This is a genomic window from Arcobacter sp. F155 (assembly GCF_004116455.1).
Lineage (GTDB): Bacteria > Campylobacterota > Campylobacteria > Campylobacterales > Arcobacteraceae > Halarcobacter.
In genome coordinates this window covers 58,844-83,919 of record NZ_PDJU01000010.1, presented here as the reverse complement: position 1 = coordinate 83,919, position 25,076 = coordinate 58,844, and the positions used below count along the sequence as shown (strand labels likewise).

Genomic DNA, 25,076 nt, shown 5'->3' with positions numbered 1-25,076 from the left:
TATTTTTTATTTAAAAGGACAAAAATGGGAAAGAAGTTAGTTAGTATATTTTTTCTATTAATATTTTTAACTGGTTGTTCAACACTTCAACCTAAAATAGTTAATACAAAAAATCTTGCTTTAAAAGAAAGGTTAGTATTTAATGCTAATTTAGAAAATGTTTCTAGTTCGATAGAAGAGTTTTTTCAGGAAAAAGAGTGGACTTTATATTACTCTGATGAAAAAAGACCAACGAAATCATATAGTTACTTTAGTAATGCTGGTGCGGCACCATTCGATTATAAAAACTATGATACAGTAGCTTGGAATCAAAATTCTTTAGAGAATTTAGAGCCTAAATATTTTATTACAGGTAAAACACCAACTACTATTACAAGTTTTGGGGCTGAACTTTTTATTGTTTTATACTCTTTAGATAAAAAGACAATTGTGCAAGCTTCAATTGCAACTTCACAACTTGCAGAAAAAAATAAACTTGAGAAGTATCTTACTGAGCTAACAGAAGTATTAAATAAAAAATTAAACTAGATATTAATAGTTTTAATTTTAGTAGGAAAAGAACTTAGTTCTTTTTTTACTTTTACATATTCTAAATAAAATAAAAAACACTATAAAATGATACTTTTGTAATATCTTATTGATGTAAAATAAATTTATGAAAGAAGATTTATTTGTACTTGGGTCATGCTTAGTTATGTACCCTTGTTTATATTACGTATTTTATCTTGGAATTGTTAGTTAAAAGAGAGTTTGAAGTATAAAAAAGGCTAGTAGTTTTACTAGCCTTTTAAAGAGTTAAATGTGATTCTTCGTTTATGAAATCTTAACTGTATTCTTCAGTTAATTTGTCATAAAATTTAACGTATTCAGTATCACCTTTATCTCTTGCTTTCATAGCTGGTCTTGGGTGTTCATTTAAGTGACCTGTAATGATGTACGGTACGCTTGGACCCCAGTCTAACTCCTTTTCTAAAGCAACCATATGCTCTTCAATGAATTTTAATACAGGAGCTAATTTGTATTTTGGATTTTTTAAGAACCCAAGTAATAATTCCATAGCACAGTTTCCTGCACCTCTACCTAATCCACTAACTGTTACATCAAGGTAACTAGTTCCATAAATCATAGCTTCTAAAGTATTTGCATATGCAAGTGTCAGGTTATTGTGTGCATGGATACCAACTTTTTTACCAGCTGGTTTTGCAAATGATAAATATTTATCTGTTAGTTTATTGATTTGTTCTGGATAAAAAGAACCAAAGCTATCTGCAATATAGATTACATCTACATTTGTTTCAGCTAATTGTGTTAAAACTTCTGTTAATTCATCATCAAATGATTTTGAAATAGCCATGATATTACATGTAGTTTCATAACCTTTTGCATGGAAATCTTCAATTAACTCAATAGCTTCAGGAAGCTGGTGAATATATGTAGCAATTCTAATCATATCTACTACTGATTCAGATTTTGGTGGAATCTCTTCTTTAATAGTTCTTCCTACATCTGCCATAGTAGCAATTTTCATATTAGTATCGTTTTCACCTACAATTCTTCTAATATCCTCTTCTTTACAGAAGTTCCATGGTCCATACTCATCTTCACTCATAACAGTTGGTGATACATTTTTACCGATTTCCATATAGTCAATTCCAGCAGCAACACACATTTCATAGTGAGCTTTTACAAATTCATCAGTAAAGTGGTAATTATTAACTAGTCCACCATCTCTTATAGTACAGTCAAAAACTTTTACGTCTTTTCTAACCGAAAGTATAGAACCTTTTCTTTCTAACATAATATATCCCTATTTTTAGTAATTAAATGTGACAAGAATGATACCTTAAAGTTATAAAAAAAATTATTAAGCACCATTAAAATTGACGTCTTTCTTGGCCTTGGTAACTTTTTGGTGACACAGAGTCTCTAATCTTTAGGGTATCTTTTCCTTCAAACTGCATATGACTTGTGCTCTCTACATTTTTATCGGCTATTTTGCTTAAACTATGCGAGATATGTTTTACATTTTCAGCAATATCTGCATTTCTTTGAGTTAAAACATCAATATTTGAAACAGTTGAGTTAATCTGAGATATCCCTCTTTCTTGTTCTATAGAAGCTTCAACTACATCTTGAATAAGTTTTGTAGTTTCATTGATATTTTCATTTAGTATTCCATAGCCTTCAATCATCTTATCGGCAATTGTTTTACCTTCATTTGCTTTACTTGTGGCATTTTCCACTAAACTTTTTATCTGTTTTGCAGCTTCAGCAGATCTAGCTGCTAGGTTTCTAACTTCACCAGCAACAACTGCAAAACCTTTTCCTGCTTCACCAGCAGTTGCAGCTTCAACAGCAGCATTAAGTGAAAGAATATTTGTTTGAAATGCAATTTGGTCAATCATCTCAACAGCTTCATGTACAGCATTTGTTGAGTTATTTATCTCATCCATTGCTTGAACTGTTTGTGAAGATAAATTCATACCTTCTTTGATTTCATCTTTTACATTTTTTCCATAAATCGACATCTCTTTTGCTGTTTGTGAAGTTGATACAATTCTATTTGTAATCTCTTCAATTGCAGCAGAAGTCTCTTCTAAAGATGCAGCTTGTGAAGATGTAGCTTCAGAAAGGTTAGTACTATTTTCAAGTAAAACTTTTGATTCTTTTTGCATAACAAGACTTGTTCTATACGTTGACATAAGATTTTTAGTAATCTCATCTTTTAAGTAGTTTACTCCAATAGATAAGTTTTTTAACTCTCCGCCACGGAATAAATCTTCATTTATACTTGTTAAAAAGTTTTGTTTAGAGTATTCATCTAATACTTTATCAATCTCTATTAAAGACTCTTCAAGCTTATTTGACATCTTATTAAAAGTCTTAGCAATATAGTTTAGCTTTGCATTTGATGTAGTTTTTGTAATTCTATCATCAATAAAACCATCAGACAGTTTCTCTGCACAAATCATGATTTCACCATAAATAGTTACATCTTCTTCCTGTTTGTGTGCTATTAAGTTTGCAAGAGAGTGAATCTTTTTTAAAACTTTATCATCTTTTTTTAATTCATCAAGTTCAATAGAATTTGTATTCCCTTTTACAAACTCTTCTATTTGATCTAGTGCATTAATTATATTTTCTGTATTGTTTGATTTAAAAAACATCAACTCCCTTTATCTTAAGCTTTTATATAGGGCTTCTGCCTTTTCTATCTCATTAGGAGTTGGTTTAACTCTTACAGACACATATCTTTTTTTCCCATTTGCAGTTCTTGAAGGAAAAGCTGTAGCATTTACCCAATAAAATCCACCATCTTTAGTCTTGTTTTTTACAATACCTTTCCATATTTTTCCATTTTGGATTGTTTTCCACATATCTTCAAAAGCAGCTTTAGGCATATCATTATGTCTAACATAGTTATGTGGTTGACCAATCAACTCATCTTTTGTATATCCTGCGATTTTACAGAAGTCTTCGTTGGCATAAATCATTATGCCTTTTTCATCAGTTTCGGACACAATCATTGTATCCTTGTCTAAAGTTATTTCTCGTCCCATTTATTATTCCCTACCAGTAATTAAACGCGCGATTGTATAATAACAATTCTGTGAATTTTATTATGTAGAATTATTAATTTTTCTAATTATAAATAATTACAACAAAATATTATTTATAAAATAATCAATGCTTTTAAGATATAATGCGCCTATGAATGAAATATTAAAAAAATTAGATTTAGTAGAGTATATAGACTCTTTTTCAAAACTTTTTGCAAGGCAAAAGCCTGTAGTGCTAGAGGGTGATATCAATCTTCACTTTAGATTGATAAATGAACTTTCAAATTATGAAATAAAACAACCACAAAATGTAGAAAACTTAGATACACAAATAATTCATATTCAAAAACAAGGTATTTTAAAATCTTATGAAATATATGAATTTATAAAAATTATTAATTACTTTTTATATCTAAAAAAGTTCTCTTTTGAGGGTAAGTTAGAAGAGTGGGTAGAAAAAATTATTATTCCTTCAGAGCTTATAAAAGTTTGTGATTATTTTGATGAAAAAGCAAAGTTAAAACATGGAATAGATGAAGACTATGATAGAGTTGTTGAAGCAATAAAACAAAATAAGCAAGAGATAAAACAAAACCTTTATAAAACAATAAATTCAAGTAAGATTAGATCTTATATGGTTGATTCTCAAGTCCATTATATAAATGGTGAAGAGTGTTTACTTGTAAGAGGTGGGTTTAATCATGTTTTAAAAGCACAAGTTCTAGATAGGTCAAATTCTGGATTCTTTTATGTTTTACCCCATAGTGTTAGTACTTTAAAACAAAAACAAAATGATTTACAAAATAAACAAGAAGAGATTTTATTAAAACTTTGTAAACAAATCACTTCTACTTTTGAAAAGCATTTACTGTTTTTAAAGTTTATTAACAAAGAGTTTGATAGGTTTGACCATTATCAAGCAAGACTGCACTTTGCAAAAATAGGAGATAAAAACTTTATCTTACCAAATAAAAAAGGTAAAAATAGACTTGTAGAGTTTACGCATCCTGCACTTCATGAGCCAAAACCTATTTCTATTGATTTTAGTAAATCAGTTGTTATGATTACTGGTGTAAATGCCGGTGGTAAAACTATGATGTTAAAATCCATTTTAAGTGCAGTATTTTTATCTAAATATTTACTTCCTTATAATGCTCACCATGAGACAGAAATTGGAAACTTTAAGTCAATTCAAGCAGTTTTAGATGACCCTCAAAGTGTAAAAAATGATATCTCAACTTTTGCAGGAAGAATGGTAGAGTTTTCTAAACTATTTTCAAGTAAAGGTGCAATTGTTGGAGTTGATGAAATCGAGCTTGGAACAGACTCAGATGAAGCAGCAAGTCTGTTTAAAGTGATAATTGAAGACTTAATTCAAAAAGATATGAAGATTATTATTACAACTCACCATAAAAGACTTGCAGCTCTTATGGCTTCAAATGAAAATGTTGAGTTAATAGCAGCACTTTATGATGAAGAAAACCAAAAACCAACTTATGAGTTCTTACAAGGAACTATTGGAAAATCATATGCCTTTGAAACAGCAAGTAGATATGGAATTCCTCATAATGTAATCAAAAGAGCTAAACAAGTTTATGGGGAAGATAAAGATAGATTAAATGAGCTTATTGAAAGAAGTTCAGCCCTAGAAATTGAGTTAAAACAAAAGATTGCAAAACTAGATGAAGAGATAAAAGAGCATGAAAGATTAAATAGAAATTTAAAAGATACAAAAGAGAGTTTAGATAATCATATCTTCATGGAAAAATCAAAACTTCATAAAGAGTATAGAGATGCAAGGGATGAAGCTAAAAAAGCAATCAAAGCAAAAATCTCTAAAGAGGGACATAGACACTTAAATACAGCCCATGAAAAAGCTTCACAAATTAAAACTGAAAAAGTAAAAGATGTTGAGGAGAACTTAAAAGAGGGTGATAGAGTTAAATATAGAAACTCAAAAGGTGTTATTATTTCAATTAAAGGTAAAAGAGCCTTTATTGAAAATGAGATGGGAATGAGACTTCAAGTTCCATTAGTTGACCTTTCAAGAAGTGGAAATCCTCCTAAAATAAAACAAAAACCAAAAGCAACTGTAACAGTTCAAAAACCAGATTCAGGTCATGTAAAACTAGACTTACATGGACAAAGAGTAGAAGAAGCTTTAGAAAACTTAGATAAGTTTATTTCTGATTCTTTAATTGCTGGATTCGATGAAGTTTTAGTTTACCATGGAATTGGTACTGGAAAATTAGCAGCTGCAACTAAAAAATATCTTGATAAACATCCAAAAGTAAAAGCATATGAAGATGCACACCCAAGTAGTGGTGGTTTTGGTGCAAAAGTTATAAAACTATAAGGGAAAAGTATGGAACAAATGGAACAAGAAATCCAATCAATACAAAAGGTATATAATCTTTTAATCGAGTTTTTTATGAATTATAGTTTCCAAATTCTTGGTGCTATAATAATCTTAATACTTGGGTTTTACATAGGTAAAAAAGTATCAGAAGCGGTACAAAGACTTTGTGATAAAAATAATCTAGATGTAACTCTTACAAAATTTATTGTAAATGCTGTTAGATTTGCAATTATAATTGGTGCCGTGATAATTGCAGTTGGAAAACTAGGTATTACCTTAACTCCATTTATTGCTGGTATTGGTGCTGCTTCACTTGGTGCAGGACTTGCTTTACAAGGAACACTGTCAAACTATGGAGCAGGGCTTTCTATTATTATCACTAGACCTTTTATTGTAGGAAATACGATTACAGTACAAGATGTATTTGGAGTTGTAGAAGAGATAAAACTAGGCTATACAGTACTTTTAACAGAGGATGGTGAGCAAATAACAGTTCCAAACAAATATATTATTGGAGAGGTTATTGTTAACTCTTTTGATTATAGAATTGTAGAAGCAACAATTGGTGTTGCCTATGATAGTGACATGGACAAAACTATCTCTTTGATTTTAAATGAGTTAAATAAGTTTGATGAGTTTATCTCTAAAGAAGCTAAACCTCAAGTTGGGATAAAAGAGTTTGGTGACTCTTCTGTAAATGTTGAGTATAGATATTGGGCAAAAACAAACAACTATTTTGAGACACAATACAAAGTAAACTTTGCTATTTTTGAGACTCTAAAGAAAAACTCTATTGAGATTCCTTTCCCTATAAGAGATGTATATTTACATCAAAAATAAAATATTACTTTTCTGATACTTTGTCTGACTATAATTCCTAATATTTATCATATTAGGAGTCAGACTTGTCTATTGAAATTATAATTGCTATTACACTATTTTCTACTTTTCTCTCTGCAGTTCTTTTTAAAATTGTTCTACTTTAATTATAAAGAAATGAATGATTTAAATACACATTCTATTCTTTGTTTTATGTCATTTCCATCTTCTTTCATATAATCAGTCTGAATCTTATATACTTGCTTTTCATCAACTTTAAACTCAAACACTAAATAACCAGCATATAGTTTCGCTTTTTTATTTTTTTTGCCTTTGTCTTCTTTGTCATTTTCATATATATAATAATCTATTTCAAGTTTCTTTTTTAAATCTTTATTTGAAGTGAAATATGAACTAAGAACTTCATCTACATCTGTTTGTAGGTTCTCTTTTGAGTAATGATTTATTAAAACTGATTTCATAATTGTAGAGTACTCAATATCTGAAGTCATTTTTATATTTTGAGTTTTTAATAAGTTTATTGCTTCTTTGATTTTGTCTTTATTTGATATTTTTTCAAAGGTAGTTGTTTGCTCTTGGCAAGCTACTCTTTTTGATTTGATAGTTTTTTTGTTAACTTGTTCATAGATTCCATAGGCAAAGAATAGAGCAATAGCAAGGATTAGAAGTAGTGTTTTTTTCATAGTAATATTCCTTTTTGTTTATATTTAAAAGAATATTACTATTATAATAATTATAAGTAAATAAAATAGTTAATATATAATTTTAACTTATTTTACTTTTTTACTGATACACTTAAGTTAAATGTTGACCATTTATCTTTTTCATCGATTTGTACATTGGTTTTTTTATCAATTACAATTGCATTTTTTTCTACTTTTTTCTCTTTGATTAAGTAGTCTAAAATATTTTGACTTCTTGTTTTAGCTAATGTCTCAAGCTCATTTGTAGAAACTTTTTGTAGACTAGCTAGAGTTTTTCTTAGATACTCAACATAAGCTTTGTTATCAAAGTATTTTTTACCTTTTTTATCAGTTTTTTCAAACATCTCTTCTATATCATCTAAATCTTTATCTTTAAATGTTTCTTCAAAAAGGTCTTCAAGTGCTTCTTTGTATTCATCACCTTTTACTATTTTTTTCATTCTTTTTTCTAAGAACTTATCAAACTTTTTATCTTGTATTGCAAGGGTGTCATATGTTTGATGATATGACGGAGATACATTTATAGCAAGTCTTTTCTTCTTTGCAAGAATTTTTGCAATATTATCTAAGGCTTCTTTTTCTGAGGCTATAATTGTAGTATTTCCATACTCAAAATCAATACTTTTAATCTCATCTGCTTCTATTCCAAGAACTGATGCTAATAGTGTAAATGGTGAAGATATAGCTTTAACTATTAGGTTTGTAAATACTTTCCATACAATTGGAGCAATAGCAAATTGTGGGTCATCTACATTTCCCGTAATAGGAAGTTCTAAATCAATAACACCATCACTATTTTCTAAAAGAGCAATTGCTAAATCAAGTGGTAAGTTTGCTGCATCTTCACTTTGTACTTGTTTTCCAAGTTTTATATCACTGATTATAATAGAGTTCTTTGCATCAAGATTTGATTTTCTAATATTGTATTTTAAATCAAGGTTTAATTTACCACTATCTATCTCTCTTCCCACAAACTTTCCAGAGTATGGAGTGAAGTTTTTAATAGCAATATTTTTAAATAAAATAGTTGTATCAGTTAAAAGTTTTATATCATTTATATCTACTGTTCCTGTGATTTTTGTATAACCATATTTATCAACTTTTCCTTCAAGTTGAAGTTTTGTTGGTTTTGAAGAACTAGAGTGAAGTCTTGAAAAGTCTCCATGTAGTTTTGATATATTTGTTTTAAATGGTATTGGTAGGTTTTTATCTTGGAATACCATTTGAGCATTTTTGATTTTAACTGGACCAATATCAAACGAGAAGTTGCTTTTCTCTTTTTTAGCAACTGTTTTTTTAGCTACTTTCTTTTTCTCTTCTTCTTTTTTCTTAGCTTGTTTTCCTAGTGTAACTGCTATAAAAGGTTTGTTTATAGAAGATGAGACAATCTTTAATTCGTTGTTATTATGAGTTATTTTATTTACTAATAGATTGATATCTTTTGCTTGAATATCAGTTTTTGCTTTGTTGTCCTTAAAGCTAAAGCTTGGTTCATTTACTTTTACATTATCAACCGTAACTTTAGTACCTACTTTTTTGATTTTATTTACATCAATAAGAAGTTTGTTTATTGAAATCTTTTTATCTGTTTTTTTATCATCAATTAAAATAGTTGGTCTATTTAGACTTACTTTTGATATTTCTACATCTTGATTTTTATTTTTCACTTCATTGATATTTATATCAAAGTTTTTTGTAGTGATATAAGTTTTTGATTTCTTGTCAGATACTTTTATCTCTTGTGATTTTAAATCAAGATAGCTTACTTGATTGTTTATTGTATCTGTAGAGATGTTTCTTACTGAGAAGCTATTGTTTAGAGTGCTTACTTCAAGTTTGTTTTTTGTATCTTTAAAATCTAAACTGTTTTTTAAAGATAGTTCTTCTAGTGTAATATCTTTGTTGTTAACTTTTAAACTTTTCCCTTGAAGGTTTATGTCTTTTATCATAGTTGAAAGTAAAGCTTTTTGATCATCAAATAATACTTTTGTATTATTTATATTTATGTTAGCTAAGTTTACTTTCCATGGCTTAGAAGTTTCAGTTTGTACTTTTGTTTCTTCTGTTTTTTTTGAAGTTTTCTCTTCTTCGATATTTACAAGTTTTGTAAGGTTTATAACTTCTTTTTTATCTTTGATAATCTTTGTGTTTAGTTGCTCTAAAGTGAAAGCTTGAATATCTAAATTATTTTCTGGGTAGTTAAGATTTAAGTCCTGTATTTTAAGGGCTTTTAAATATACCGTTGAGTGTTTGTTTTGCATGATATTTAGGTTTGTAAGTGCAAAGTCTAGGTTATTGATTTTTATATCTAACTCTTTTTTAGTATCTACGTTATATCCAAAAGCTAAATCAATATTTGTCTCATCTGTTAGTTTGAAGTTAAATAACTCTTCTTTATATGGTAAAAACTCACTTGGTCTAAGACTTGAAAGCTTTACATTTCCATACATATGGAAAGGATGAACTCTAAGTCCACCATTTATATCTAGTCTTGTGTGTTTGTTTATCAAAATATCTAAACTATGTGAGGCTAAGATATTTCTAAATGTACCCATATCATAGAATGTATAGTTAAACTCTTTGATATTTACTACAAAAGGTTTTTTATCTTTTTGTAGTTTTGTGAACTTGATTTTAGCTTTTTGAATAGCTGTTTTGTAAATCTGAAACTTGATTGGCTCTGTTGTTTCACTTGCTTGAGTCTCTTCTTTTGAAGTAGTTTCTTCACTTGGTTTAACTAGTTTTTCTAGGTTGAAACTCTTATCTTCATTTTCAATAACATGAATATAAGGATTAACTAACTGTAAATCTTGGAAAGCTAAGTGTCTTTCACTAATAGTTCTAAAAAGATTGAAATCAATAGTCAATGAATCAATAGAAAATGTCGTTTCTTCCTTATCTTGGATTTTTAGGTTTTCCAGTGATACCGTAAGTAAAAACGGATTGAAAGATACTTTTTCTAAGCTTGCTTTTTGTGTAATATTTGCATTTATATTATCTATAATAATAGGTTTAACTATTTTTGGAACAGCAACAAAACCTAAGATTGAGTAGATGATTAATATAGATGATAGTATTAAAGCTAATTTATTTTTTTTCATGGCATAGCCTTTTTATGTATTCAATATTATTATAACTAAATATTAGCTACAATCCGTTTACAATAAAGGAACAAAATGACAGTTATAGAATTATTTCAAAAATTATTAAGGTTTAAATCTGTTACTCCTGATGATGATGGAGCATTTGATTTTATAGAAGAGTATTTAGGTGAGGAATGGACTTGTATAAATATCGATAGAGAAGATACAAAAAATAGATTTTATTATAAAAAGTTTAATGACAATCCACAGCACTTATGTTTTGCAGGACATATTGATGTAGTACCTCCAGGTGAGGGTTGGGATGTTGACCCATTTGCAGCTGATATCATAGATGGTGTGATAACTGCACGTGGATCTCAAGATATGAAAAGTGGGGATGCAGCTTTTTTATATGCTTGTAAACATGCACAAAACTTTGATGGAACACTTTCAATTTTAATGACAAGTGATGAAGAAGGTGAAGGAACTTATGGAACTATCAAAGCCTTAGAACACTTAAAAGAGATTGACTTTATACCTCAATACGCAGTGGTAGCAGAACCAACTTGTGAAGAGGTTTTTGGTGATGCAATCAAAGTAGGTAGACGTGGAAGTATCAATGGATATATCACTATCAAAGGAAAGCAAGGTCATGCTGCATATCCTGAAAAGTGTATAAATCCAGTACATAACTTTGCCCATGTACTTCCTAAAATAGCTGGTCATAATCTTGATGATGGAGATGAATACTTTGCTCCTAGTAAAATGGTAATCACAGATATAAGAGGTGGTATGCAAGTTACAAACGTAACTCCAAATGAGTTAAAACTTATGTTCAATGTAAGAAACTCAACAAATACTACAAGAGAATCAGTAGAAGAGTTTATCAATAAAAATCTTGAAGGTTTAGAGTATGACTTTAGAACTACACAAGGCTCTTTTCCATTTGTTACAAACAAAGAATCAAAAGTAGTAAAAGCTATGGAAACTTCAATCCAAAAGATACTTGGCGTAACTACAAAACACTCAACTGCTGGTGGAACTTCTGATGCTAGATATTTTGGAGCATTTGGAATAGAAGCTATCGAGTTTGGTGTTATCAATGATACTATTCACTCTGTAGGTGAGAGAACAACAGTTAAAGAAGTAGAAGGTTTAACTGATGTTTATGTGGATTTGATTAAGAACTTTTAATGTAAATATAAAAGATGAAGAAACTTCATCGTTTATATACTTGGAATATATTCTGCTACATCAATAATTAATATGATTGTATCAACAATAGTTCTGATGTTATCGATGATTCTTTGAATCATTTGTATCCTTTTTTTTAATTTATAGACAAAAAAGAATACTTTTGGTATAATCCATTAATTTGAACGAATTATTCGTAAGTAAAAGGCAGAGTGTATTGGCGTACACTTTGCCTTTTTTTTTGACTATTTTAAGAAGTATACAAAAAAAATTAAAACAAGTCAATAGTATTTGAGTATTTTTGTAACACTATTTTAAGATTATGTTTATTTTGTAGTTTTTAATTGACAAAACAATAAAAAAATAGTAATGAATAGCTTTGTGTATAGTCTTATTTATAAGAGATTAAAATGGTATTTTTAAAAGAAAAAGAGCAAAGGCTTTTAGAAGAGAAGAGCTCTTCAAAGACTAGAAAATCTGTTCAAAATACAATAAATTTCGCAAAAGAGTAGCAAAATAAATATGAATAAACTTATGTCAGAAAACTTTTCTTTTTTTACTTATATACAAAAAGAGCCACAACACAAAAATGAAATTATCCTTTCTTCAAATAGTTTGATTTTAGTAACTAAGGGTACTAAGATATTGCATTTAGAAAATGAAAATATCAATGTGGATGAAAATCATTTTTTATTCTTAAAAAGTGGTTCATATCTTATGAGCGAAGTTTTAGATGAGTATTATGAAGCGATGATTTTCAATTATGATGATTCAGTACTGTTAGAGTTTATCTCTAAATATAATATCACTTTTTCAAAAGAGCTTATATCAGAAGTAAATATTTTAAAGTTAAAGAAAACAGCAGAGTTAAAAATACTTATTGATTCAACTTGTGATTATATGAGAAATACAGCAATACAAAATGACCAACTAATAAAACTAAAACTAGAAGAGGCTTTTTTAAATATTTTGAATAGTTCCCTTGCAAAAGAGTTTAAAGGTTTTTTATACTCTATTTATAAAAATAACTCTTTTAAAATACTTCTTGAAAAACACTTCTCTTATGAGGATAATATCTTAGATTTAGCAGATGAGTTAAAAATGACTCCATTAGCTTTTAGGCAGAAGTTTAAAGAGGTTTATAATACAACTCCTAAAAAATGGCAAGTTCTAAAGAGACTAGAAAAAGCAAAAGTACTTTTAGAAAATACACCTAAAAATGTAAGTGAAGTTTGTATTGAGTGTGGCTTTGATAACTTATCATGGTTTATACAAGCTTTCAAAAAACAATACAACTTAACTCCAAAACAAATAAAAAACAACAAAAATTAGAGTTTTTCTAATATCTTAAATTTTTATTTTCTTTTATAATCTCTTATCTTTAAAATCTAAAAGGAAATATATGAGAAAAATATTGTTTGCTATAACTTTTATAGCTCTTAGTCTATTTGCAGAAAACTTCACTTTAAAAAGTAGTTCTTTAAAAGGACAACTAACAAAAGCTCAAGAGTTTAACGGTTTTGGTTGTAGTGGTGAAAATATTTCACCTGATTTGGCTTGGGAAAATGCTCCAAAAGAAACAAAATCTTTTGCTGTTACAGTTTATGACCCAGATGCTCCTACTGGTTCTGGTTGGTGGCATTGGGTAGTATTTGATATTCCAAAAGATAAACTTAGTTTAGAAAAAGGCTTTGGTTCTAAAGAAGATAAAGAGATAATTCAAAGTGTTACAAATTATGGTAAAACTGGTTTTGGTGGAGCTTGTCCTCCCAAAGGTGATAAAGCACATAGATATATTTTTACAGTATATGCTTTAGATACTGATAAACTAGGTTTAGACAAAAATACAAACCCTGCAATTGTAGGTTACTATTTAAATACTCATGCTCTAGCTAAAGCCTCTTTAATCTCTTACTATAAAAAATAATACGTTGCCTTTTGGCAATGTATTTTATCTTTTCCTCACCTTATCAAATTGCTTTTATTTTCTTTTGATAATATAATAAATATAAATAAAAAAGAAAGAGACAAATGAAAGTAAAATATTTAGAAAAATTTTATGTAGCAGGTATTACAACAAGAACAAACAATGAAAAAGAACTAAACGAAGAAACTGCACAGATTCCAGCCTTATGGGATAAATATGCAGAAGAAAACATAGAAGGTAAAACTTTCAATAAAGCAAAATCTATGGCTATGTATGGAGTTTATAACAAATATGAAAGTGATGTAAACTCTGATTATGATTATACTATTGCTGTAGAAGTTACAAAACCTAAAAATGCTATCACTATAGAAAAAGACAAATATTTAGTATTTACAAAAAATGGAGAGTTTCCAGAAGTAGTAATTGAAGCATGGAAAGATGTTTGGGATTACTTTGCATCAGAAGCTTGCGAGTATGAAAGAGCATACAATTATGATTTTGAAAAGTATGCAAAAGAAGATGAGATAGAGATTTATATCTCTATAAAATAAGGAATTAGATGAAAACTATAGGACTACTTGGTGGAATGAGCTGGGAAAGTACAGCTTTATACTATAAACAAATCAACGAAGAAGTTAAAAAACAACTTGGTGGATTACATAGTGCTAAAGTAGTCATCTATAGTGTAGATTTTGGTGAGATAGAAAAACTTCAACACGAGGGAAAGTGGGATGAAACTGCAAAGATATTAAGCGAAGCTGCTAGAAATATTCAAAATGCAAGTGCCAACTTTCTAGTTATATGTACAAACACTATGCACAAAGTAGCTCCTACTATACAAGAAAATATTGATATTCCTATTTTACATATTGCAAATGCTACTGGAAAAAAACTTCAAGAAGATGGTATTAAAAAAGTAGGACTTTTGGGTACGGCTTTTACTATGCAACAAGATTTTTATAAAAATAGTATACAAGATAATTTTGATATTGAAGTAATTGTTCCCAATGATGAAGATATAAAAATAGTTCATGAAATCATTTATGAAGAGTTATGTAAAGGTGAGATAAAAGAATCATCAAAAAAAGAGTACTTACGAATAATAGACTCACTTGAAAATAAAGGTGCACAAGGTGTTATTTTAGGTTGTACAGAAATAGGAATGTTAGTATCTCAAAAAGATACTCAAACAAAACTATTTGATACAACATATATACATGCAATTGAGGCTGTAAATAAAGCCCTTAATTAAAAGGATTGATTATGCCAAATATGATTTATGGAACAGCATGGAAAAAAGAGAATACGGCTTCTTTAGTAGAAGAAGCACTTTTGTGTGGTTTCAAAGCTATTGATACTGCTTGTCAACCAAAACACTACAGAGAAGACTTAGTTGGAATAGGGCTTGAAAATGCTATTAAAAATGGTATAAAAAGAGAAGATATTTTTATACAAACAAAGTTCACTCCAATAGCAGGGCAAGATAGAACAAATATGCCATATGAAGCTAGTGATGATATTTTGACTCAACTTGAAAAATCATTTTACAAATCAAAACAAAATCTAAAAGTAGATTTTATAGACTCTTATCTTATTCATTCACCTTTTGCTCCATTAGAAGATTTAATAAAAGTATATAAGACTATGGAAGAGTTTGTTATCTCTGGTGAAGTAGGGCAAATAGGTATTTCAAATTGTTATGACATAAATTTACTTGCCTATCTTTATGATATTGCAAAGGTAAAACCAAAGGTGATACAAAACAGGTTTTATGCTGAAACTTCTTACGATAAAGAAATACGAGAGTTTGCAAGACAAAAAGGTATTATGTATCAAAGTTTTTGGTCACTAACGGCAAATCCTCAGTTACTAAAGCTTGATGAGATACAAACTTTAGCAAAGAACTATAAAAGAACAGTTCCTCAAATATTTTATAAGTTTTTAAATCATCTTGGAATAACTCCACTTAATGGAACTACTTCTAAAACTCATATGCAACAAGACTTAGATATAAAAAGCTTTTCTTTAGAAGAGGATGAGGTAAACTCAATACTTCGATATATATAATTAACCCATATGTAACCAAACTTATGATAACATGCGCTTATAATTATATTAAGTCAAAGGAAAGAAATGGAGCAATTACCAAATTGTCCTAAGTGTAATAGTGAATATACTTATGAAGATGGAAGTTTACTAATCTGTCCAGAGTGTGCGCACGAATGGTCAAAAGATGCAGTAGAAACTGAAGATGAAGATACACTAGTAGTAAAAGATGCAAATGGTACGATTTTACAAGATGGAGATGATGTAACAGTTATCAAAGATCTTAAAGTAAAAGGAAGCTCTTCTGGTATTAAAGTTGGTACAAAAGTAAAAGGTATCAGACTTGTAGAAGGAAATGACGGTCACAATATCGACTGTAAGATTTCTGGAGTTGGAGCAATCAAACTAAAACAAGAGTTTGTTAAAAAATCTAACTAATAAAATGAGAGTTTAATTACTCTCATTTATATACTACTTATAGCTTTTTGATTTCCAAAAAGAATAATACAAATTCCCGCAAATACAACTAAAGAACCTATAATATCCCATTTATTAAAAGCTTGTTTTTCTACTAAAAATAGCCAAACCAAAGAAGAGATAATATAAATACCTCCATAAATAGCATAAGCTCGTCCCGCAAACTCTAAATTTACTTTTGTAAGTAAATAGGCAAAAAAAACTAAAGAGACAACACCTGTAAAAAGCCATAAAGAAGATTTTTGAAGTTTAAAAACCATCCAAAAACTATAACATCCTAATATTTCAAAAAATGCTGCTAAAAAATATATTGCAAACTCTAAACCCAAAGTAACTCCAAAAGATTTTATTATTAGTATTGAATATCATTACTAAATTGAACTTTAGTTAAAAACCTTTTAAAAGCTACTAAAACAGTTACGCTATAAATTTCATCCAATAAAACTCTAAAGGATATAAAAACACAATAGAGATAATAGCTAACACAAGTACTACTTTTAACATATATTTTTGTTTGATTCCAGATAAAGCAAGTCCCACTGCTAAAGGTGGAGCTTGAAATGGAAAATAAACATTAGAAAAAGCAGCAACTTGCATCATAAAGATTTCATTTAATGAAAAACTACTTATACTACTTAGGTGTTCTGCCATTGGAGTAAAGATAGCTGGAATAGTTGGTTGCGTGATAATAATCCCACTTAAAGACATCAAGGTAGTGATTTTTATATAGTCATATAACTCATGTTCTGATGGTGTGTATAAGTTTATGATATTAAGTAAACTCTCTTTTATAAACTCATTATTTGCAACAATACTTCCAAGACTTATAATAGCAGCTACAAAAATCAGAGAAGAAAAGTTGATACTATTTATATCTTTGCTTTTTATGATATTTATACTTGGATATGCTAAAAATAAAACTCCAATCATAGCTATTACACTAGGTGAGATTTTATGAATAAAGTCAGTCAACCAAAATAGAAGCATGATAGAAAGAGTTATCATAACTATTTTTTCATTTTTACTAAAAGAGCTATTCTCTTTTTTTAGTTTGTTATGTTTTATCTTATCTTTGAAAAATAGGTATATTAAAGCAACAATTATAATGTTTTTTAAAAAACCCAAAACAAAGAAGTTTGATAATAAATAATGAGAAAATAAAAGCTCAAAATCATAAATCTCTTTTGTAAGTCCACCTAATATCATATTTGGAACATTTGCAGGTAAAACAGTAAAGGCTGGAATAGAAGTACAAAGTATAAAAGTAAGCAGTATTCCAATATATCCTTTGTCCTTTTCTTCAAAGCCTAAAGCTTTTGCAATAGTTATAGCTAAAGGTACTAATAAAACAACTCTAACTACACTAGAAGGCATCAAAAAGCTAAATGCCACACTGAATATAGAAATATAGATTAGAAGTTTTAAATAGCTAATATCCTTGATTATAGAAAAGAAGTTAGAGAATCTATTGTTTAGGTTTACATTTTTTATAGCAGTTGCAATTAACATACCAGAAAAAACTAACCAAAAAGCAGAAGAGGAGAAACCAGAAAAGACTATCTCTTTAGGACTTAGTGCAAATACCAAACAAGTAAATAAAAATATAAGTGATGAAAAATACAAAGGTATTATATTTGTTGCCCAATAAGCAATAGTAGAAAGAATCAAAGTGATTAGTATTAAATCTTTTGTTTCCCCAATAAAACTATTTAAAATAAAATATAAAAATAAGGGAATACAAATAAAAGCAATATTTTTTATCATAAGAGTTTATCCTTTTGTTTTATAGGATTTTATCAAGTATAGAAATCTTTGTATTGTAATATTTTGAACAATTAAGAAATATTTTTAAAATTTGTTGGTGTGATTCCATGATATTTTTTAAACTCTTTTGTAAAGTGTGCTTGATCATAAAACCCACACTCTTGTGCAATAGAAGCTAAAGACTCATGCTCTTTTAAAAGTTTGGTTGCCTTTGAAACTCTTAAAAAGTTTATAAAACTTTGTGGTGTAAGACCAATTGTTTTAGAAAAAGTTCTATGAAAATAGTAAGGATTCATTTTCATGACCTCAGCCATTTTGTAAAAGTTTAACTCTTTTAGGTCATAACTCTCTTCTTTTAGATATTTAAATAGTAGTTCAAACTTTTCATTTTCTATTGTTTTGATTTTTTCTTTATATGTCATATACTTTTCACAAAGTAAAGATATAAAGTTTATTATCTCTTCTGAAATTAGTTTCTCAGAGTGCAAAGTTGTTTTTATAAGCTCTTCTAAATACTCAAATAACATCTCATCTTTTATGAAATACTCTTTGAAAGTATAGTTACTTTTAGAGCAAATACTATTAGCAATACTTTCAAAAAACTCCTTTGGTATGAAACAAGTTAAAAAGCTCCATCTTCCATCAACATTATAAGAGTTACAAGCATGAACAGTATTAGGTGGTACAATAAAAAGCATTTTCTCTTTTACTTCGTTTTCTTTATTGTCCATTGAAAACACTCCTTTACCTTCTATACAAAGTCCAAGCATATAGTTATCTTCATGTATATGTTTAGCAAAGGAGTGTTTTTTATTTATATGTTTAAAGATAAGTTTGTGTTCATTGAAAGCTATCTCTTTCATAATAGAGTGTTTTGTCATTTTTTACTCTTTAGAGATTTTCTTATTCTACTAAGATGAGTAGGTGAGATACCTAAGTATGAAGCAATATGGTGTTGAGATAGTCTTGATAAGATATGCTCAAACTCTTTTAAAAATCTTTCATATCTAACTTGGGCATCTTCTAAAACTAGTGCATAAGTGTTATGGTCTTTTTGTAATATCCAATGTTTTTCTAAATATAAAATATGATACATCTTCAAGTCTTCATACTTTGCTAAAAGCTCTCTATATTTTGTATGGTTTATATCTACAACAATAGAGTCTTCAATAGCTTGAACTGATGAGGTATTTTCAGTATTTGAAAGTAGTGCAACCATAGGACCATAAAATCTAGTCTCCCAAAAGAAGTTTTTTGTGTACTCTTCTCCATGTTCATTTGTAGAGAAGGTTCTAAATAGTCCTTTATAAACAAAAGAGATAGCATCAATTTTATCATATAGTTCAAAGGCATAGTCATTTTTTTTAATCTCTTTTATAGTGCATATATCTTTAAAGTCATTCCAAGTAGTTTCAGAAATCTTAGTATAAGAGTCCATAGTATTTTTCAATGAAGCAAAAATTTCATTTTTATCTATATTCATAATATCTCATATATTTTTTGCAAAGAATAGTATATATTTATTAAAAAATCAACATATGTAAATGACAAAAAGAAATTATTTTAATAATCTTCTACAAAAAAAGGAAGAATATGTCAAAAGAGTTAAACTCTCATCTTATTATTTTATTTGCTACATTTTTAGTAGCTGGTTCATTTATCGTTTCTCAAAAGTTATCTGGAATAATTGACCCTATCTCAATTACACTTCTTAGATTTGTGATTGCATCTGTTATTTTAGCTCCAATTGTTTTATTAAATAAAGAGTTTAGAAGACTAATAACTTTTACTTTTAAAAGAGCTATGATTATTAGCTTTTTTTACTCTTTATACTTTATTGGACTATTTAAATCTTTAGAGTATACAACAGCACTTAACACTGGAACGCTATTTACACTTGTACCTTTACTTACAGCTATATTCTCTATTTTTGTATTTAAACAAAAAATTCCTTCAAAGCAGTACTTAGTTTACTTTTTAGGGATACTTGGAACTTGTATTGTAGTATTCAAAGGTAGTTTACAAATGTTTTTATCTCTAGCTTTAAATCAAGGGGATATTTTGTTTATTGCTTCTATTGTATGTATGGCTTTATACTCAGTATGTGCAAAGTATTTTCATAAAGAAGATGATAAGTTAGTGGTATTAGTATTTCTAACTCTTGTGGGTGGAAGTATTTGGATGAGTATTGCTTTGATAGCTTTTGATATTCCTTTAGAGTGGAATAAGATAAATAGCTCGCAGTTTTTATCTATGGCTTATCTAAGTATAGCTGCTACTTTAGTAACTTCATATCTTTATCAAAAGGGAACTATTCATTTAGGTCCTAAGAAAGTTATGTCTTATGTGTATTTAAACCCAGCAGCTATTGCACTTCTTTTACTAGTATTTGAATTTAAGTTTATAAATATTTGGATGATAGTAGGGATTTTGATTTCATCATTTGCTACTTTTGTTTTGTTACGTAGTAGAAGCTAAAAGTATAGAGGAGATTATAAAATCTCTTCTATAAAGTATCTATTGTTTTTTTCATTAACATGAATTTCTGTATCAAAGATAGAAGATAAGTTTTTGCTTGTAAGTAACTCTTCTTTTTTGCCTTGTTTGTAGATTGTATTATTATGAATTAGTGCGATATTATCTATTTCTTCAAATATCTCTTCTAAATGGTGAGTTACTAAGATAATACTTGCTTCTTTTGAAAGTTTTTTAAGCATTTTTATAAAGTTTATTTGTGCTTTTATATCTAAGCCAACTGTTGGTTCATCAAGAATAAATGCTTTTGGACTATGAATTAAGGCTCGTGCTACAATACACTTTCTAAGTTCTCCTGTTGACATCTCATTTACTTTTTTATCTTTTAAATGTTCTATTTCAAGAAAGTTCATAACTTCTTTTGCTTTATTTAATTGCTCTTGTGAGAAGTCTTGGAAAGTATAAACTCCTATAGAACTATAATGCCCACTTAATACAACTTTATATCCTGTAAGAAAACTTCCTTCTCTTGCAAAGTAGTTATGTAAATCATTTGTGATAATACCTAGACTTTTTCTTAGTTCAAAAACAGAATAAGTAGACTTACCTAAAATCTCTTTTTTAAACTTTGAAGTTCTTCTTGGATGAATCTCAGATTGTATAAGTTTCATAAGAGTAGATTTACCTGAACCATTTGCACCTAAAATAGCCCAGTGCTCTTTCTCTTTTATTTTTAACGTGATATCTTTTAGTACAATCTTCTCATCATAGCCTACATTAATATTTTCAAAATCTATAATATTCATGAAAAGATCCTTTTACTTAGTTTTTTTAATAGCTTTAAACCATTGTTTTGCAAATGATTCTACAGCAATTGAAATCTCATCTTCTTTAAAGCAACCAAATCCTAGGTATAAAGTGTTGTCATTTAGGTTTGTATCACAAGTAGTTGAATATATTTTAATAGAGTTTTCTTCTAAAAATATATCTAACTTCTCCCAATCAATTTCTACTTTTGCTTTTATTAAAATAGCTAAACCACTTCCTTCTCTTATAATCTCAACACTATTTTTTAAATACTCTTTTATAGCCTTTTTCATAAGGTCATGTTTTTTCTTATTTAGAGTTCTCATTTTTCTTATATGTTTATCCCAGTAACCTTCTTTTATAAATAGTTCTAAACTCTTTTGCATATCTAAAGGAACACCAGAAAAAGAGAAATGAAAAATATCTTTATAAATAGCTACTAGCTTTTTAGGTAAAACTATATAACTTACTCTAATAGCAGGGGATAAAGCTTTAGAAAATGTTCCAGAGTAAATAACTCTTTGGTTATCATTTATTCCTTGTAAAGAGGGTATTGGTCTATTGTTATAACTTAACTCACTATCATAGTCATCTTCTATAATATAACTATCGTTTTCACAAGCCCAGTTAATAAGCTCAATTCTATTTGAAATAGGAATAGTTTTACCTGTAGGGTATTGATGAGAAGGGGTTACATAAAGAAGTTTATCTTTACTTTTTTTAAGTGTCTCTATATCTATACCATTTTTTAAAATAGGAATATTTTTAATCTCATAGTTTTGTAAAGAGAAAACTTCTTGAACAACTTTATACCCTGGGTACTCAATAGCAATAGAAGAAGTGAACTTTTTAAGTATATTAGAAATAATAAACATAGAGTCAGAAAAACCACTACAAATAATAATTTGTTCTTCATCACATATTACAGCTCTTGATTTCGCAAGATAAGAGGCAAGTTCCTTTCTAAGACCTAAGTCTCCTTGTTTATTTGGGTAAGAACCAAAGTTTATAGAAGACAAAGCCTTATTATATATTTTTGACCAGAGCTTTTTAGGAAAGATATCTTCACTATGTCTTGCTTGATAAAAGTTATACTTGTATTGTTTTTCTTTTTCTTTAGTACCTTTTATCTCAGTAGTACTAGTAAAATTTTGAACTATATCTTTACTAACAAAATAACCACTTTGAGGATGACTTTCTATATAACCTTCTGCATACAACTGACTATAAGCAGACTCAACTGTTGTTTTACTGATTTTATAATCACTTGACATCTTTCGTATAGAAGGAAGTTTAGTATTGGCTTTTAGTGTGTTATTTACAATATCTTCTTTTATTTGTGTATATAGTTGTATATATAAAGGTAAAGATGACTTTTCTAGTTTATACATAACTGACCTTGTCAAAAAATATAATTTTGTATCTTTTAAAAAGTACAATTTGTTGATATTATACTTTTGAAAAACTTATTAAAGGATTATTAGATGCAAAATAGTGCAGAAGTACTTTTTGTAAAAGTAGGTAAGGTAACTACATCAAAACTAGAAAACCAAAAAAGAAAAGAGCTAGTATCAGCAATTAAGAAGTATCCAGTAGAAAAAGCATATTTAACAAAAACAGGTTTCCTAGAAGATGAACAAGCAGATTTAAAACATCATGGTGGAGAGAATAAAGCTCTGTTTTTATTTGCAAGTTCTACTTATGAAAAGATAAATAAACAGTGTAATACAAACTATAAGATAGATGAGGTATCTCATTTTGGTGAAAATATAGTTTTATCAAATATAAGTGAAGAAGAGATTTGCATAGGTGATATTTATAAAATAGGTGAAAGTATTATACAAATAACACAACCTAGACAACCTTGTTGGAAACTAAGTGCAAACACAAATAAAAAAGAGATGACAAAATTTATTTTCAATAGTGGTCTAACGGGATGGTATGCAAAGGTTATAAAAGAGGGTGTAATAACTAAGCATGATAAGTTTGAGTTTAAACAAAGAGTAGAAGAGAGCTTAACTATTAGTGTACTAAATAAACTTATTGTAAATCCAAGTATAGATATAGATTTAGCAAAAAAAGCAGTTGAGTCTAAATATCTAGGAAAAGCTTTTCAAAACTCATTAAATAAAAGACTTCAAGTAAAAGAAAAAGATAAGCAGTTTGAAGTTTATCATAGCTAAGGTTTAAAGATGAGTAAATATTTATTCCCTGTATATAAGCAAATAGATATAGAGTTTGAAAAAGGAAAAGGTGCCAAATTATATGATAAGTATAATAGTGAGTATATAGATTTCACTTCTGGTATTGGTGTAAATAGTTTAGGTCATGGAAATAAGAATTTGATAAAAGCAATAAACAAACAATCAAAAGAGCTAATACACTTATCAAACATATATCCAATAAAAGCTCAAGAAGAATGTGCAAAAAAAGTAGTAAAGTTAAGTAATTATAAAAATATGAAATGCTTCTTTTGTAATAGTGGAGCAGAAGCAAATGAAGCAGCTATAAAGTTTGTAAGAAAGTATGCTTATTTAAAGAAGATTAAAAACCATAAAATCATAACTATAAATAACTCTTTTCATGGAAGAACTTTAACTACTTTAAAAGCAACAGCACAAGAAGATAAACAAAAAGGTTTTGGTCCTTTTTCTGATGAGTTTATTTATGCAAAAGATATTGAAGATATAAAAAATAAAATAGATAAAAATACAGTTGCTGTAATGCTTGAACTTATTCAAGGTGAGGGTGGTATTAATGCCTTTGATAAAAAGCAGATACAAAAACTAGCAAAAGAGTTGAAAGAAAAAAAGATACTGCTAGTAATTGATGAGGTTCAAAGTGGTGTATATAGGACTGGAAAATTCTTAGCTTCAAACTATTATGAAATAAAACCTGATGTAATAACTTTAGCAAAAGGTTTAGCAGGTGGTTTGCCAATTGGTCTTATGATGAGTTGGATAGAAGATGTTTTTACTTTAGGAGATCATGGTTCAACTTTTGGTGGAAATCCTTTATCTACAAGTGTTGCTTTAGAAGTATTAAATGTATTAGAAGAGGAAGAAAAAACTAAAAAACTAGAAAAAAGAGTTTACTATTTTCAAAAATATTTAGATAAATGTTTTAAGGAAAATAAAGAGTTGTTTGTGTCTAAAAGTGGTTTAGGTTTGATGTTAGGATTAAAACTAAAAGATGAAAAAAATCTAGCAGTTTTAATTGAAAAATGTTTAGATGAAAAGCTTTTAGTTTTAAAGTCAGGAAAAGATATTGTTCGTTTTTTACCTTCATTAAATATCTCAAAAAAGGAGATAAAAGAGGGGTTTTCAAAACTTCAAAAAGCAATTAATAAAAAAAAGGATGAAGATGAGAAATAGAACTAAAACACATTTACTAACAGAGGAACAAATAGATGATTTGTTTACTCGTTCACATGTTGGACGATTAGGAACATATAGTGAAGATGGTTATCCTTATGTTTTACCTATGCATTTTGTACATTTTGATAGTAAAATATATATGCATGGTCTACCAAAAGGAAAGAAAATTGATAATATAAAATTTAATTCCAATGTTTGTTTTGAAATAGATGAAATGCTTTCTTTACTTTACGAAGGAGTTGAAAACCCTTGTGATGTTAATACTGAGTTTAATAGTATTATTCTTAGAGGAACAGCAAGTTTAGTAAAAGAATTTGATGAAAAACATACTGCTTTATTAAAGATTGTAGAAAAGTTTACTCCACACTTAACAGGAAAGGAATTACCTGAAAAAATGGTCAAAGGAACTGCTGTAATAAAAATAGACATTCTTGATTATGTTGGAAGATATTATAAATAAAAT

Annotated in this window: 24 protein-coding genes and 1 pseudogene; 14 read left to right on the top strand and 11 right to left on the bottom strand. The window is 28.3% G+C overall.

The genetic code is table 11. The features are described from left to right. Positions 1 to 24 precede the first annotated feature (24 nt). Complete coding sequence (locus tag CRV03_RS11065) at positions 25 to 528, top strand: hypothetical protein (RefSeq protein WP_129085200.1); 504 nt, start codon at positions 25 to 27, stop codon at positions 526 to 528. A gap of 295 nt (positions 529 to 823) precedes the next feature. Here the strand turns inward: CRV03_RS11065 and CRV03_RS11060 are convergent, their stop codons facing one another. From CRV03_RS11060 to CRV03_RS11050, 3 genes and pseudogenes are all read right to left on the bottom strand, one after another. Further along, on the bottom strand, positions 824 to 1,798 hold the full coding sequence (locus tag CRV03_RS11060) for an aldolase catalytic domain-containing protein (protein ID WP_129085199.1): 975 nt from the start codon (positions 1,796 to 1,798) through the stop codon (positions 824 to 826). Positions 1,799 to 1,874: 76 nt separating this feature from the next. Then, positions 1,875 to 2,447: pseudogene (locus CRV03_RS14365) on the bottom strand (methyl-accepting chemotaxis protein); the annotation flags it as partial. A 729-nt stretch (positions 2,448 to 3,176) separates the two neighbouring features. Continuing rightward, positions 3,177 to 3,560, bottom strand: a complete 384-nt coding sequence (locus tag CRV03_RS11050) for a PAS domain-containing protein (RefSeq protein WP_129085197.1) — start codon at positions 3,558 to 3,560, stop codon at positions 3,177 to 3,179. Between the two features lie 151 nt (positions 3,561 to 3,711). On the opposite strand from CRV03_RS11050, the gene CRV03_RS11045 reads away from it, so the two are divergent. Both CRV03_RS11045 and CRV03_RS11040 read left to right on the top strand, forming a co-directional pair. Then, on the top strand, positions 3,712 to 5,916 hold the full coding sequence (locus tag CRV03_RS11045) for an endonuclease MutS2 (protein ID WP_129085196.1): 2,205 nt from the start codon (positions 3,712 to 3,714) through the stop codon (positions 5,914 to 5,916). A 9-nt stretch (positions 5,917 to 5,925) separates the two neighbouring features. Beyond that, on the top strand, positions 5,926 to 6,759 hold the full coding sequence (locus tag CRV03_RS11040) for a mechanosensitive ion channel family protein (protein ID WP_258239071.1): 834 nt from the start codon (positions 5,926 to 5,928) through the stop codon (positions 6,757 to 6,759). A gap of 146 nt (positions 6,760 to 6,905) precedes the next feature. Here the strand turns inward: CRV03_RS11040 and CRV03_RS11035 are convergent, their stop codons facing one another. Both CRV03_RS11035 and CRV03_RS11030 read right to left on the bottom strand, forming a co-directional pair. Next, on the bottom strand, positions 6,906 to 7,442 hold the full coding sequence (locus tag CRV03_RS11035) for a hypothetical protein (RefSeq protein ID WP_129085195.1): 537 nt from the start codon (positions 7,440 to 7,442) through the stop codon (positions 6,906 to 6,908). A gap of 92 nt (positions 7,443 to 7,534) precedes the next feature. Next, on the bottom strand, positions 7,535 to 10,564 hold the full coding sequence (locus CRV03_RS11030) for a DUF748 domain-containing protein (RefSeq protein ID WP_129085194.1): 3,030 nt from the start codon (positions 10,562 to 10,564) through the stop codon (positions 7,535 to 7,537). Between the two features lie 75 nt (positions 10,565 to 10,639). Between CRV03_RS11030 and dapE the strand changes: the two genes are divergently transcribed. From dapE to CRV03_RS10995, 7 genes are all read left to right on the top strand, one after another. After that, entirely contained in the window at positions 10,640 to 11,740 is a 1,101-nt protein-coding gene (dapE, locus tag CRV03_RS11025) for a succinyl-diaminopimelate desuccinylase (RefSeq protein WP_129085193.1), read from the top strand. A gap of 522 nt (positions 11,741 to 12,262) precedes the next feature. Beyond that, positions 12,263 to 13,072 (top strand): helix-turn-helix transcriptional regulator, encoded by an 810-nt coding sequence (locus CRV03_RS11020; protein ID WP_258239070.1) that lies wholly within the window; start codon positions 12,263 to 12,265, stop codon positions 13,070 to 13,072. Positions 13,073 to 13,142: 70 nt separating this feature from the next. Beyond that, a complete protein-coding gene (locus CRV03_RS11015) occupies positions 13,143 to 13,667 on the top strand; it encodes a YbhB/YbcL family Raf kinase inhibitor-like protein (protein ID WP_129085191.1) in 525 nt (174 codons plus the stop codon). Between the two features lie 104 nt (positions 13,668 to 13,771). Continuing rightward, positions 13,772 to 14,218 carry a GyrI-like domain-containing protein gene (locus CRV03_RS11010; protein ID WP_129085190.1) on the top strand — a complete coding sequence of 149 codons (447 nt, stop codon included), beginning with the start codon at positions 13,772 to 13,774 and terminating at the stop codon, positions 14,216 to 14,218. Positions 14,219 to 14,226: 8 nt separating this feature from the next. Next, positions 14,227 to 14,919 carry an aspartate/glutamate racemase family protein gene (locus CRV03_RS11005; RefSeq protein ID WP_129085189.1) on the top strand — a complete coding sequence of 231 codons (693 nt, stop codon included), beginning with the start codon at positions 14,227 to 14,229 and terminating at the stop codon, positions 14,917 to 14,919. An 11-nt stretch (positions 14,920 to 14,930) separates the two neighbouring features. After that, entirely contained in the window at positions 14,931 to 15,734 is an 804-nt protein-coding gene (locus CRV03_RS11000; protein ID WP_258239069.1) for an aldo/keto reductase, read from the top strand. Between the two features lie 66 nt (positions 15,735 to 15,800). After that, the gene (locus CRV03_RS10995; protein WP_129085187.1) at positions 15,801 to 16,151 is read left to right on the top strand and encodes a zinc ribbon domain-containing protein YjdM; all 351 of its coding nucleotides are present in this window, start codon (positions 15,801 to 15,803) and stop codon (positions 16,149 to 16,151) included. Positions 16,152 to 16,177: 26 nt separating this feature from the next. Here the strand turns inward: CRV03_RS10995 and CRV03_RS10990 are convergent, their stop codons facing one another. The 4 genes from CRV03_RS10990 to CRV03_RS10975 form a co-directional block, all read right to left on the bottom strand. Continuing rightward, the gene (locus tag CRV03_RS10990) at positions 16,178 to 16,519 is read right to left on the bottom strand and encodes a YnfA family protein (protein WP_129085186.1); all 342 of its coding nucleotides are present in this window, start codon (positions 16,517 to 16,519) and stop codon (positions 16,178 to 16,180) included. Between the two features lie 88 nt (positions 16,520 to 16,607). Continuing rightward, positions 16,608 to 17,954, bottom strand: a complete 1,347-nt coding sequence (locus tag CRV03_RS10985) for an SLC13 family permease (protein WP_129085185.1) — start codon at positions 17,952 to 17,954, stop codon at positions 16,608 to 16,610. 71 nt (positions 17,955 to 18,025) lie between these two features. Beyond that, positions 18,026 to 18,835, bottom strand: coding sequence for an AraC family transcriptional regulator (locus CRV03_RS10980; protein ID WP_129085184.1), 810 nt, complete (start codon positions 18,833 to 18,835; stop codon positions 18,026 to 18,028). After that, on the bottom strand, positions 18,832 to 19,437 hold the full coding sequence (locus tag CRV03_RS10975) for a Crp/Fnr family transcriptional regulator (RefSeq protein WP_129085183.1): 606 nt from the start codon (positions 19,435 to 19,437) through the stop codon (positions 18,832 to 18,834). Before CRV03_RS10975 ends, CRV03_RS10980 begins: the two co-directional genes overlap by 4 nt. 110 nt (positions 19,438 to 19,547) lie before the next feature. Here CRV03_RS10975 and CRV03_RS10970 point away from each other — a divergent pair, with 110 nt between their 5' ends. Further along, positions 19,548 to 20,432 (top strand): DMT family transporter, encoded by an 885-nt coding sequence (locus tag CRV03_RS10970; protein ID WP_129085182.1) that lies wholly within the window; start codon positions 19,548 to 19,550, stop codon positions 20,430 to 20,432. A 14-nt stretch (positions 20,433 to 20,446) separates the two neighbouring features. On the opposite strand, the gene CRV03_RS10965 is transcribed toward CRV03_RS10970, so the two are convergent. Together CRV03_RS10965 and CRV03_RS10960 are read right to left on the bottom strand one after the other, a co-directional pair. After that, positions 20,447 to 21,235: an ABC transporter ATP-binding protein gene (locus CRV03_RS10965; protein ID WP_129085181.1), complete on the bottom strand. Its 789-nt coding sequence runs from the start codon at positions 21,233 to 21,235 to the stop codon at positions 20,447 to 20,449. 12 nt (positions 21,236 to 21,247) lie between these two features. Beyond that, positions 21,248 to 22,627, bottom strand: coding sequence for a PLP-dependent aminotransferase family protein (locus CRV03_RS10960; protein ID WP_129085180.1), 1,380 nt, complete (start codon positions 22,625 to 22,627; stop codon positions 21,248 to 21,250). Positions 22,628 to 22,720: 93 nt separating this feature from the next. Here CRV03_RS10960 and CRV03_RS10955 point away from each other — a divergent pair, with 93 nt between their 5' ends. From CRV03_RS10955 to CRV03_RS10945, 3 genes are read left to right on the top strand one after another with little or no spacing between them, the layout of a single operon-like run. Beyond that, positions 22,721 to 23,419: an MOSC domain-containing protein gene (locus tag CRV03_RS10955; protein WP_129085179.1), complete on the top strand. Its 699-nt coding sequence runs from the start codon at positions 22,721 to 22,723 to the stop codon at positions 23,417 to 23,419. A 9-nt stretch (positions 23,420 to 23,428) separates the two neighbouring features. After that, entirely contained in the window at positions 23,429 to 24,610 is a 1,182-nt protein-coding gene (locus tag CRV03_RS10950; protein WP_129085178.1) for an acetylornithine/succinylornithine family transaminase, read from the top strand. Next, on the top strand, positions 24,600 to 25,073 hold the full coding sequence (locus CRV03_RS10945) for a pyridoxamine 5'-phosphate oxidase family protein (RefSeq protein WP_129085177.1): 474 nt from the start codon (positions 24,600 to 24,602) through the stop codon (positions 25,071 to 25,073). Before CRV03_RS10950 ends, CRV03_RS10945 begins: the two co-directional genes overlap by 11 nt. Positions 25,074 to 25,076 lie beyond the last annotated feature (3 nt).

What these genes read in the sequence shown, in the direction of transcription:
- CRV03_RS10985 (WP_129085185.1), bottom strand. Translation starts at nt 17,954, where the DNA reads ATGATAAAAAATATTGCTTTTATTTGTATTCCCTTATTTTTATATTTT.
- CRV03_RS11065 (WP_129085200.1), top strand. Translation starts at nt 25, where the DNA reads ATGGGAAAGAAGTTAGTTAGTATATTTTTTCTATTAATATTTTTAACT.
- dapE (WP_129085193.1), top strand. Translation starts at nt 10,640, where the DNA reads ATGACAGTTATAGAATTATTTCAAAAATTATTAAGGTTTAAATCTGTT.
- CRV03_RS11045 (WP_129085196.1), top strand. Translation starts at nt 3,712, where the DNA reads ATGAATGAAATATTAAAAAAATTAGATTTAGTAGAGTATATAGACTCT.
- CRV03_RS11010 (WP_129085190.1), top strand. Translation starts at nt 13,772, where the DNA reads ATGAAAGTAAAATATTTAGAAAAATTTTATGTAGCAGGTATTACAACA.
- CRV03_RS11000 (WP_258239069.1), top strand. Translation starts at nt 14,931, where the DNA reads ATGCCAAATATGATTTATGGAACAGCATGGAAAAAAGAGAATACGGCT.
- CRV03_RS10955 (WP_129085179.1), top strand. Translation starts at nt 22,721, where the DNA reads ATGCAAAATAGTGCAGAAGTACTTTTTGTAAAAGTAGGTAAGGTAACT.
- CRV03_RS10960 (WP_129085180.1), bottom strand. Translation starts at nt 22,627, where the DNA reads ATGTATAAACTAGAAAAGTCATCTTTACCTTTATATATACAACTATAT.
- CRV03_RS11005 (WP_129085189.1), top strand. Translation starts at nt 14,227, where the DNA reads ATGAAAACTATAGGACTACTTGGTGGAATGAGCTGGGAAAGTACAGCT.
- CRV03_RS10995 (WP_129085187.1), top strand. Translation starts at nt 15,801, where the DNA reads ATGGAGCAATTACCAAATTGTCCTAAGTGTAATAGTGAATATACTTAT.
- CRV03_RS10975 (WP_129085183.1), bottom strand. Translation starts at nt 19,437, where the DNA reads ATGAATATAGATAAAAATGAAATTTTTGCTTCATTGAAAAATACTATG.
- CRV03_RS11015 (WP_129085191.1), top strand. Translation starts at nt 13,143, where the DNA reads ATGAGAAAAATATTGTTTGCTATAACTTTTATAGCTCTTAGTCTATTT.
- CRV03_RS10945 (WP_129085177.1), top strand. Translation starts at nt 24,600, where the DNA reads ATGAGAAATAGAACTAAAACACATTTACTAACAGAGGAACAAATAGAT.
- CRV03_RS11040 (WP_258239071.1), top strand. Translation starts at nt 5,926, where the DNA reads ATGGAACAAATGGAACAAGAAATCCAATCAATACAAAAGGTATATAAT.
- CRV03_RS11030 (WP_129085194.1), bottom strand. Translation starts at nt 10,564, where the DNA reads ATGAAAAAAAATAAATTAGCTTTAATACTATCATCTATATTAATCATC.
- CRV03_RS11050 (WP_129085197.1), bottom strand. Translation starts at nt 3,560, where the DNA reads ATGGGACGAGAAATAACTTTAGACAAGGATACAATGATTGTGTCCGAA.
- CRV03_RS10980 (WP_129085184.1), bottom strand. Translation starts at nt 18,835, where the DNA reads ATGACAAAACACTCTATTATGAAAGAGATAGCTTTCAATGAACACAAA.
- CRV03_RS11020 (WP_258239070.1), top strand. Translation starts at nt 12,263, where the DNA reads ATGAATAAACTTATGTCAGAAAACTTTTCTTTTTTTACTTATATACAA.
- CRV03_RS10965 (WP_129085181.1), bottom strand. Translation starts at nt 21,235, where the DNA reads ATGAATATTATAGATTTTGAAAATATTAATGTAGGCTATGATGAGAAG.
- CRV03_RS10970 (WP_129085182.1), top strand. Translation starts at nt 19,548, where the DNA reads ATGTCAAAAGAGTTAAACTCTCATCTTATTATTTTATTTGCTACATTT.
- CRV03_RS10950 (WP_129085178.1), top strand. Translation starts at nt 23,429, where the DNA reads ATGAGTAAATATTTATTCCCTGTATATAAGCAAATAGATATAGAGTTT.
- CRV03_RS11060 (WP_129085199.1), bottom strand. Translation starts at nt 1,798, where the DNA reads ATGTTAGAAAGAAAAGGTTCTATACTTTCGGTTAGAAAAGACGTAAAA.
- CRV03_RS11035 (WP_129085195.1), bottom strand. Translation starts at nt 7,442, where the DNA reads ATGAAAAAAACACTACTTCTAATCCTTGCTATTGCTCTATTCTTTGCC.